General features: G+C 41.7%; 13 protein-coding genes. 10 read left to right on the top strand and 3 right to left on the bottom strand.

Annotated features, from left to right (window positions below):
* Positions 1 to 636: 636 nt before the first annotated feature.
* The gene (locus QUB70_RS14815) at positions 637 to 918 is read right to left on the bottom strand and encodes a hypothetical protein (RefSeq protein ID WP_332981409.1); all 282 of its coding nucleotides are present in this window, start codon (positions 916 to 918) and stop codon (positions 637 to 639) included.
* Positions 919 to 1,411: 493 nt separating this feature from the next.
* Here QUB70_RS14815 and QUB70_RS14810 point away from each other — a divergent pair, with 493 nt between their 5' ends.
* Positions 1,412 to 1,657 (top strand): hypothetical protein, encoded by a 246-nt coding sequence (locus QUB70_RS14810; protein WP_332981407.1) that lies wholly within the window; start codon positions 1,412 to 1,414, stop codon positions 1,655 to 1,657.
* Positions 1,658 to 1,842: 185 nt separating this feature from the next.
* On the opposite strand, the gene QUB70_RS14805 is transcribed toward QUB70_RS14810, so the two are convergent.
* Positions 1,843 to 2,604 carry a hypothetical protein gene (locus tag QUB70_RS14805; RefSeq protein ID WP_332981404.1) on the bottom strand — a complete coding sequence of 254 codons (762 nt, stop codon included), beginning with the start codon at positions 2,602 to 2,604 and terminating at the stop codon, positions 1,843 to 1,845.
* 904 nt (positions 2,605 to 3,508) lie between these two features.
* Here QUB70_RS14805 and QUB70_RS14800 point away from each other — a divergent pair.
* The 7 genes from QUB70_RS14800 (at position 3,509) to QUB70_RS14770 (ending at position 5,794) form a co-directional block, all read left to right on the top strand.
* Positions 3,509 to 3,733: a DUF433 domain-containing protein gene (locus QUB70_RS14800; protein ID WP_332981402.1), complete on the top strand. Its 225-nt coding sequence runs from the start codon at positions 3,509 to 3,511 to the stop codon at positions 3,731 to 3,733.
* Positions 3,730 to 4,062, top strand: a complete 333-nt coding sequence (locus QUB70_RS14795; protein WP_332981401.1) for a DUF5615 family PIN-like protein — start codon at positions 3,730 to 3,732, stop codon at positions 4,060 to 4,062. The genes QUB70_RS14800 and QUB70_RS14795 overlap by 4 nt, the downstream gene beginning before the upstream one ends.
* Positions 4,063 to 4,217: 155 nt before the next feature.
* Complete coding sequence (locus tag QUB70_RS14790; RefSeq protein ID WP_332981400.1) at positions 4,218 to 4,409, top strand: hypothetical protein; 192 nt, start codon at positions 4,218 to 4,220, stop codon at positions 4,407 to 4,409.
* A complete protein-coding gene (locus tag QUB70_RS14785) occupies positions 4,399 to 4,758 on the top strand; it encodes a hypothetical protein (protein ID WP_332981399.1) in 360 nt (119 codons plus the stop codon). Before QUB70_RS14790 ends, QUB70_RS14785 begins: the two co-directional genes overlap by 11 nt.
* A gap of 116 nt (positions 4,759 to 4,874) precedes the next feature.
* Positions 4,875 to 5,468 carry a Uma2 family endonuclease gene (locus QUB70_RS14780; RefSeq protein WP_332981397.1) on the top strand — a complete coding sequence of 198 codons (594 nt, stop codon included), beginning with the start codon at positions 4,875 to 4,877 and terminating at the stop codon, positions 5,466 to 5,468.
* Positions 5,469 to 5,504: 36 nt separating this feature from the next.
* Positions 5,505 to 5,708 carry a type II toxin-antitoxin system HicB family antitoxin gene (locus QUB70_RS14775; protein WP_332981396.1) on the top strand — a complete coding sequence of 68 codons (204 nt, stop codon included), beginning with the start codon at positions 5,505 to 5,507 and terminating at the stop codon, positions 5,706 to 5,708.
* Positions 5,705 to 5,794 carry a type II toxin-antitoxin system HicA family toxin gene (locus QUB70_RS14770; RefSeq protein ID WP_332981394.1) on the top strand — a complete coding sequence of 30 codons (90 nt, stop codon included), beginning with the start codon at positions 5,705 to 5,707 and terminating at the stop codon, positions 5,792 to 5,794. Before QUB70_RS14775 ends, QUB70_RS14770 begins: the two co-directional genes overlap by 4 nt.
* A gap of 243 nt (positions 5,795 to 6,037) precedes the next feature.
* Here QUB70_RS14770 and moaA read toward each other — a convergent pair whose 3' ends face one another.
* A complete protein-coding gene (moaA, locus tag QUB70_RS14765; protein WP_332981393.1) occupies positions 6,038 to 7,027 on the bottom strand; it encodes a GTP 3',8-cyclase MoaA in 990 nt (329 codons plus the stop codon).
* Between the two features lie 31 nt (positions 7,028 to 7,058).
* On the opposite strand from moaA, the gene QUB70_RS14760 reads away from it, so the two are divergent.
* Both QUB70_RS14760 and QUB70_RS14755 read left to right on the top strand, forming a co-directional pair.
* Positions 7,059 to 7,232 carry a hypothetical protein gene (locus QUB70_RS14760; protein WP_332981392.1) on the top strand — a complete coding sequence of 58 codons (174 nt, stop codon included), beginning with the start codon at positions 7,059 to 7,061 and terminating at the stop codon, positions 7,230 to 7,232.
* Positions 7,233 to 7,388: 156 nt separating this feature from the next.
* Positions 7,389 to 7,838, top strand: a complete 450-nt coding sequence (locus QUB70_RS14755) for a nitrate reductase associated protein (RefSeq protein WP_332981391.1) — start codon at positions 7,389 to 7,391, stop codon at positions 7,836 to 7,838.
* Positions 7,839 to 7,896: the final 58 nt, after the last annotated feature.

The raw sequence follows: 7,896 nt of genomic DNA, 5'->3' as shown, positions 1-7,896 counted from the left end.
ATTCCCGCTAAAAATCAACAATCTCCAAACTGACGCACCCTACAGCTAAAAATCAACAATCTCCAAACTGACGCACCCTACAAATTACCACTAAAAATCAACAATCTCCAAACTGACGCACCGTTAAGTCGTAGGGTGCGTCAGCTTGAATAATTCCCGCTAAAAATCAACAATCTCCAAACTGACGCACCCTACAGCTAAAAATCAACAATCTCCAAACTGACGCACCCTACAAATTACCACTAAAAATCAACAATCTCCAAACTGACGCACCGTTAAGTCGTAGGGTGCGTCAGCTTGAATAATTCCCGCTAAAAATCAACAATCTCCAAACTGACGCACCCTACAGCTAAAAATCGACAATCTCCGACCTCATGTATTGTTAAGTCGTAGGGTGCGTCAGCTTGAATAATTCCCGCTAAAAATCAACAATCTCCAAACTGACGCACCCTACAGCTAAAAATCAACAATCTCCAAACTGACGCACCTACAAATTACTTTACCTTTGGAGGATTAACAGCCGTAATTTGTGAATAACGAGCGAAATCAGCAATGTTAAAAGTTAGGATATGGGTTAAACCATGAACTAGCATAGCAGCAACTAGCCGCGTATTTTGTATCTAGGAGAAACGGCATTTAACCTCTGTCTCCATAAATGCTTTCTCTGCTAATAGCTTCATCTGAAAGAGTGGGGAGATTTAGGGTACGATGACTGTCAACCCATTCTTGAAATGCTATTGACCATTCTTTTGGGGTAGCTGTTTCATAAAATGGACGTTGTTGAGGTTCAATTAGCTGTCTGAGCATCGCATCTAGTAATGGTTTAATCTGATCCGCCGTGCGGCTGGTGATTTTTGCCAAAACTTCAGTAATAGTCTGTATCTCTTGTTGGTGAGATTGCTGAAGATTGTGCAGCATAGTTATCCTTGAGTGTAAGTTTTTGGGTTGACGATAACAAAATTAATCGCACTTTTTAAATTGATTGTCATATTATAACTCTAGCGCAAAGCCTAGGAAGTAGGCGATTGCTCGTTCCCAAGCCAAAGCCTGGATGCACGTACTAGGATTTTCTGTCATTGCGAAAGTAGTGAAGCAATCTCCAAGCTGACGCACTTTTCCCAAATCCCAAATCCCAAATGGATTGACAGAGGCCCCCCTCTGCGGCTACGCTTTGAAGTTAGAGGTTGCTTTGCTTGTAGAGGAAGTAGCCCGCGTCGCCCAAAAATCTAGTTGCACTGCCCAAAGCTGTTGGTAGCAGCAATGGACAGCATAACCGCCAAACTGGAATCAGCAGTCTGGAGGCTAACGGAGTATGATAACACTCTCTGTAGCCGCCCTGCTATGTCTTGAAATGCGGGGCGGCTGGGTTTTTGGGTTTTTCTAGAAAACCCAAAACCAGGAGAAAATAATTATGTCACAGGAATTCTTGCCTGACGACAACAAATTTGCACGCCCAAATGACGACTCAGCAGCAGAATCGGAACAGGATGTGGTGTGTGTAACGGTGACAGGTTCGCCCAAGGGTGTCAGGGAAACCATACTCACCTTGTACCGTCTGGGATTTGCCGAAGTCGGCGATTGGAGTCCCGTACAGCGTGCAGCGAATCCGAAGCAAGTGATGAGTGTGCTGATTCGCCGTCGGAAGCGCAAAGCGTAGGTGTTTGCTCGTTCCCAGGCTAAGGCCTGGGAACCAGTTAAGAAGACCAACAAATCTCACTAAATCAGGATAAGAGCATATCCTGATTTAGAGCCTCAAACATCTATAAATCAAGCTAGGCGGGGAAACTCACATTTTCCCGCCTAAGCCCTGTAACCTTTGCAGCTACATCATAAGAAATGAGTTTATTGACCATTAAATAAGGATGTAAAAAAAGGAATAACTTTGTTTCCTATAAATATACCTGTAGCAGTAGTTATAATACCAAAAAATAATTTTGTAATAAGTTCATCTTTATTTTCAATAAAATAGTTACTTTTTTTGTTTGATTTTTTAGTAGTAAAAACTATAAATTTCCTACTATCTTCTTTGAAGAAAATAAATTTACAAGAAATAATAGAAAGTAGGATGGCTGTTCCCATAATTATATAGCTAATCAAATCAGAATATAAATTCATTAAAATATCTATTAAAATAATAATAAACAGTAAAATTCCCAATAAAAAAACAAATATATATAAGCTTAGTTGAGAGCATATTTTTCTTTTTTGGATAATCGGTTTGATTCTTTCTATAATACCAATACAAAGAGTATCATCATCACAATATATATGTGTGTCAAGGTGATTAAAATCTAAAATAAAATAAGGTTTTGTTAATGTGATTCTTAAATTATGAAAATCTTGTTTTTCTGCAATTTCTTTAATCTCATCAATAGAATCTAATTCATATTCTTCATCAAGCTTAATGGTATAAAATGAATATGATTCGTTAAATAGTTCACGAGTTCTTTGAATCTCACAAAATGAATCTAATTTAGGGTCATTAAAAATAATGTTATAAGATGAACAAGATTCTATTAATATCTCCTCTATTTTTTCAACATCATCCAAAAATATTTTGGCTGTTGGTAAAGAAGTAGTAATCGGTTTTTTTAGTTTTTTCATTAGTTTTTACTTGTAGTGTTACAAAGATCAACTTTAACGTATGTCAACGTTTTACGTCTATATACTTTAGACATATTTACTATACCTTGCCTGTCCTCACCGTACTCTCAACGCTCCAACTTTTAGGTTGGTAAACTTACTCTACTTCTACATCGGAAAAAATTTCCAAAAGTTCGTGTTCTGTAACATCGCAGTTAGTACACCCAAAATATGTGACACCATGAACAAACCCTTTTGACCACATAGCACTCAAAGAATTGATACTTTTACAAGCAGGACAGTTAGCACTATAAAACAACTCATTAATCCAAGTCAGACGTAAATTCCGATTACCCGAAGGGACTATATTGTAATTACGTGCAATAGCTTTAAGTTCATGTAAAGTCTTTTTTTCTAGTTGTTTAATAGTAAACATGGTTTGAAATAAATATGTAGACCCACAAAGAACATTCAATATTTTAATGTAAAGACTTTACATCTGTCAAATCCACTATAAAGCTATACCGCCACCGCTCCGACACACTCCGACCGTGCCGCTAACGTGACACAATCACCATCTAACCCTCACTGTGCGACTGTTTGAGGCTGCTACTGGCTGTTTACCCATTGTTTGCGCTCTGCCACGCTCTGCCACCGCTAGACCGCCGCACTTTGACGATCGCCCCGTGTCGATCGGACTGCCGCCAATTTTGGAGTCTTATTGCTGGAAAACCCTACTAAATTCGGCAGACATCAAAGCCTGCCTTGCTTTTGCCACAGACCATGAGAAAACTGATCCGCCTTGGCTACTTTCAACGTCAGGGTTCTTTTTTTATCCCAACTTGCTCAAACCTGAAATCCTGACCTAAACAAACCAGGATTATTTGCAGTTATAATTACGCTTATTAGTACAAAATATTGCTTTATGGACTACCACGACATCATCACAATTGAACCGGGAAAACGCAGTGGGAAACCCTGTATTCGGGGAATGCGAATCACCGTCTACGACATCTTAGAATATCTCGCCAGTGGCATGACCGAAGCAGAAATTCTGGAAGATTTTTCAGAACTAACTTCGGCAGACATCAAAGCCTGCCTTGCTTTTGCCGCAGATCGTGAGAAAAAGTTATTTGTGGCATCCCTGTGAAACTACTGTTGGACGAAAACCTCTCAGACCGAATTCTTCAGAGAATTATCGGTTTGTATCCCGATTCTGCTCATGTCAAAACATTAGGACTGACAAATACTGATGATGCAGAAATTTGGGAATATGCAAAGGCAAATGATTTTGTGATTGTTTCCAAAGATTCTGACTTTCATCAACGGAGTTTACTTTACGGTCATCCTCCCAAATTTATTTATCTCCGTGTTGGCAATTGCTCAACATCTAAAATTGTTCAAATTCTACAAGATGAATTCGATATCATTAGTCAGTTTGGAGATAGAGAAGCAGAGAGTATACTGGTATTGTCGTAGCTTGAAACCAAAGAAGCAAAGACTGAGGAGATAAGCTGTTCTACATTTAAACTGTGTGTCAAAAATCAATAAAACTCTTGTGGGACGGGCTTCTAGCCTGTCGGGAATTTCCAATTTAAATGCGTAACAGCTTATCAACTTAAGGAGTTTACAGGATGGAAGAAAACATTCATTCAGCCACCAGCCCTCAAAAATGTCGCGATATGGAGCGACGATACGGTTGGAAACTCAAGACAATCAGGAAGACTCAAGACCTTATTCTAAAAGTAGATTGCGTTTTCTACGGTCAGCAAACATCATTTGCACCTCCAGAAAATTCACAAGGAGAAAACAACAATGACGAATGAAACCTGGATTGTTTATAAAACCGAGTCTATGGACGCGACTGGATGGGAAAACCGTCAGTTGATGCCGGGGACTTCTTTAACAGATATCCTACATGAAGAGTGGGACAGTTCTGGCGTGTTGCCCCAAGTAGGCGATCGCATTCGGGAGTATGCTCAAATGGAACCAGAAACAAGCAGCGGCATCACTCATGGACGTGATGGCGACTGGGTTGTCACCAGTATCAACCAATTCTCATCCTTTGATACCAACCAGCGAATTGTTGTATGTTATTGCACTTACCAGCCTGTTACACCCGATTGGGAAAAGTTAGGCAGAGGTGCGCCAGTACCGGCTACAGCAACAGCATAATCAAATAATTGAAACAGTGCTGCCCAGCTTGTTAATTCAACTAGAATCACTGCGGCAGCCGCTTCCCTCGGATGTGTAAAGATTTTAATAACAATAGCAATCCTGGAAGGTAAAAGATGACACAAGCCCACAAACAGAAACTTACCTTTGAAGAGTACCTCACCTATGAGGACGACACCGACAACCGCTACGAATTAATTGATGGAGAGTTAGTAACATTGCCACCAGAATCGGGCCCCAACAATTTCATTGCTAACTATCTACTATTCACTCTGGCTAGTAGCGGGTTCATCCCACTGAGGCTGATCAGAACACATATGTGCGAAATCCAAGTTCCGATCCTGCGGGAGGGCGACGCAGCTAACCGCTACCCAGATTTGGTGGTTTTGCGCCCCGAACACATCTTGCTGACAGCAACCAGGCTAACCATCACCCAAACTATGCCACCTCCTCAGTTGGTTGTCGAGGTTGTTAGTCCAGGTAGAGTTGGGCGCGATCGCGATTATATTAGTAAACGAGCTCAATATGCAGCGCGGGGTATCCCTGAATATTGGATTGTTGACCCTCAAGAGGAGATAGTAGCGGTACTACGACTAGAATCAGGTGAGTATGTCGAAGTTGGGGTTTTTGAAGGGGAACAAGCGCTGATATCGCCGACTTTTCCGCAGTTGAACTTGACGGCCCAACAAGTCCTCGAAGGGGAGCTTTAGCCACCGATTTATAAGGAATTCACAAGGAGAAAATGTATGAAAATTAGAGCAATTATTCATCCCGCAGAAGAAGGTGGCTATTGGGCTGAAGTACCTGCACTTCCTGGGTGCATTACCGAAGGAGATACTATGGAAGAAGTGATGGCTAATTTAAAAGATGCGATGGTCGGTTGGCTCGATGTTGCTAATAGTCGTGAAGCAATTGCCTCCACAGATAAAATTGTTGAAATTGCTGTATGAAATCTATTTCAGGGAAGCGACTGTGCAAAATAGTAGAGCAGAAAGGTTGGGTTTTGAAAAGAGTTACTGGCAGTCATCATATCTAGGAAAACGCCGAAATAGAACAAATTTTGTCAATTCCAGTTCACCGGAATCAAGATTTGAAAGTTGGAACCTTAAGAGCCTTGATGAAAATAGCCCAGCTATCTGAGGAAGATTTACAAAGTTTGTCTTAAGTATAATGTATTTTGAGAGCGATCGCCCATTTCCAAGTACCTGAAGCAAAGCTATCTGGTAGGGAATCGCCCCTCTCCTGCAAAGAACAAAAATAGCGATCGATTTCGGGCATTTCACCCGCCGATTTGAGACATTGTGCGGCTGTAATTTCCTTGATTAGTTCCCGAATCCCGCTGTTTGAAATTAATCTCCGGTTTAATCTCTAATATGTGCTGCACTCGATCGCGCAATTCGCCTGTAGACACCCCATTCCGTAAAGCAGTTTTTAAGTCAATTTGACCAGTTTCGTTCAGCAGACAAGGCCGCAGCCACCCGTCAGCAGACAAACGCATCCGGTTGCAGCGATCGCAAAAACACTCGGACATTTGGCTGATAAATCCTAAAGTGCCCTTCGCCCCCGGAATTTGAAACACATCCGCCGGCCCATTTCCGCGAATTCCCGACTCGGCTAAGCCGTATTTTTCCTCAATTTGCTGCCGCAATTCGGCCGATGCTACCCAACCTTTATCGCCAAATAAATCCCCATTCCCGATCGGCATAAACTCAATAAATCGCACGTGCCAATTGCGGTTAATTGTTAACTCTGCCAAATCCAATATTTCGCCGTCATTCACACCGGGAATTACCACAACATTCAGTTTCAGCGGGTCAAATCCAGCTTGATAAGCTGCTTGAATTCCCTCCCAAACCTGCGTCCACCGCGATCGTCCCCGACTGCCAATTATCTTATCAAAAGTCTCCGGTTCCAAGGAATCCAAACTAATATTAATCCGCCGCAAACCTGCACTGTAGAGATTTTCGGCCATTCCCGCCAGCAAAAATCCGTTGGTTGTCATTGACAAATCTCGCGTTTCGGGCAAAGATGCGATCGACCTCACCAATTCCACCACCCCAGGCCGCAGCAGCGGTTCCCCTCCAGTCAACCGAAACTTTGTAAATCCCACGGGTATAAAAACTTCCCGCAGCAGAGTTAGCAATTCCGAGTGAGTTAACAACTGCTGCTGCAATACATAGTCCAACTCGCTACCTTCTGGCATACAGTAGAGACAGCGGAAGTTGCAGCGGTCTATCAAGCTAATCCGAAGGTAGTCTACGGGATTCATGTCAATATTTTGTAATATTATTTAATTATAAATGCTGACTCGATTTTCTGCAATTAATGTGAACGGGCAAGATGCCCGTTCCACAGCAGATAAGTTTTATCTTGGTGGAACAGGCATCTTGCCTGTTGCGAATTTGCCACAGCAGATAAGTTTTATCTTGGTGGAACAGGCATCTTGCCTGTTGCGAATTTGCCACAGCAGATAATTTTTATATTGGTGGAACAGGCATCTTGCCTGTTGCGAATTTGCCACAGCAGATAAGTTTTATCTTGGTGGAACAGGCATCTTGCCTGTTGCGAATCAATCCATCACATGATAATATTTATAATAAGTATCAATTTAATATTTAAGATTTTGACCTATGTTTTTTGAATTTGAAGCTGATTTTGTGGAAGCTTTGCGCTGCATTCCGATGCAGGTACGTCTGAAATTAGATACTTGCGGCATTAAATTAAAGTTGCAGGATTGGAATCATTTCAACCAAGCAGAACGGCAAAGTCTTGTAGAGAAACCTTGCTTGACAAATGCAGAAATTATCGATTACCGAGAACAGCTAAACCAAGTATTAATTAAACAGACTGGTAAACCGGGAACTGATTTGGCTGTTGATGAAAATCCCCCCTGGATGGATGCTGCAACTGTACCGGAGTCTGTTTCTGCAAAAGCTCAAGAGCTCGGCGTGACAATTTCTTTGGCACAGTGGGCGAGTTTGCAACCCCTACAGCGATTTGCTTTGATTAAGCTTAGTCGATCGAGCCACGAAAATAAAAACTTTCTCCCGGCGCTGCAAGAGTTTAAGGTTATTGAATGAGATCGGGTTATATTGGTTGAATGCCTGTGAGAAATTAAGAAAAAGCAGGCAAGGAGTT

The organism is Microcoleus sp. A003_D6 (genome assembly GCF_036702825.1).
Lineage (GTDB): Bacteria > Cyanobacteriota > Cyanobacteriia > Cyanobacteriales > Microcoleaceae > Microcoleus.
This window is presented reverse-complemented; position numbering and strand designations above follow the sequence as displayed.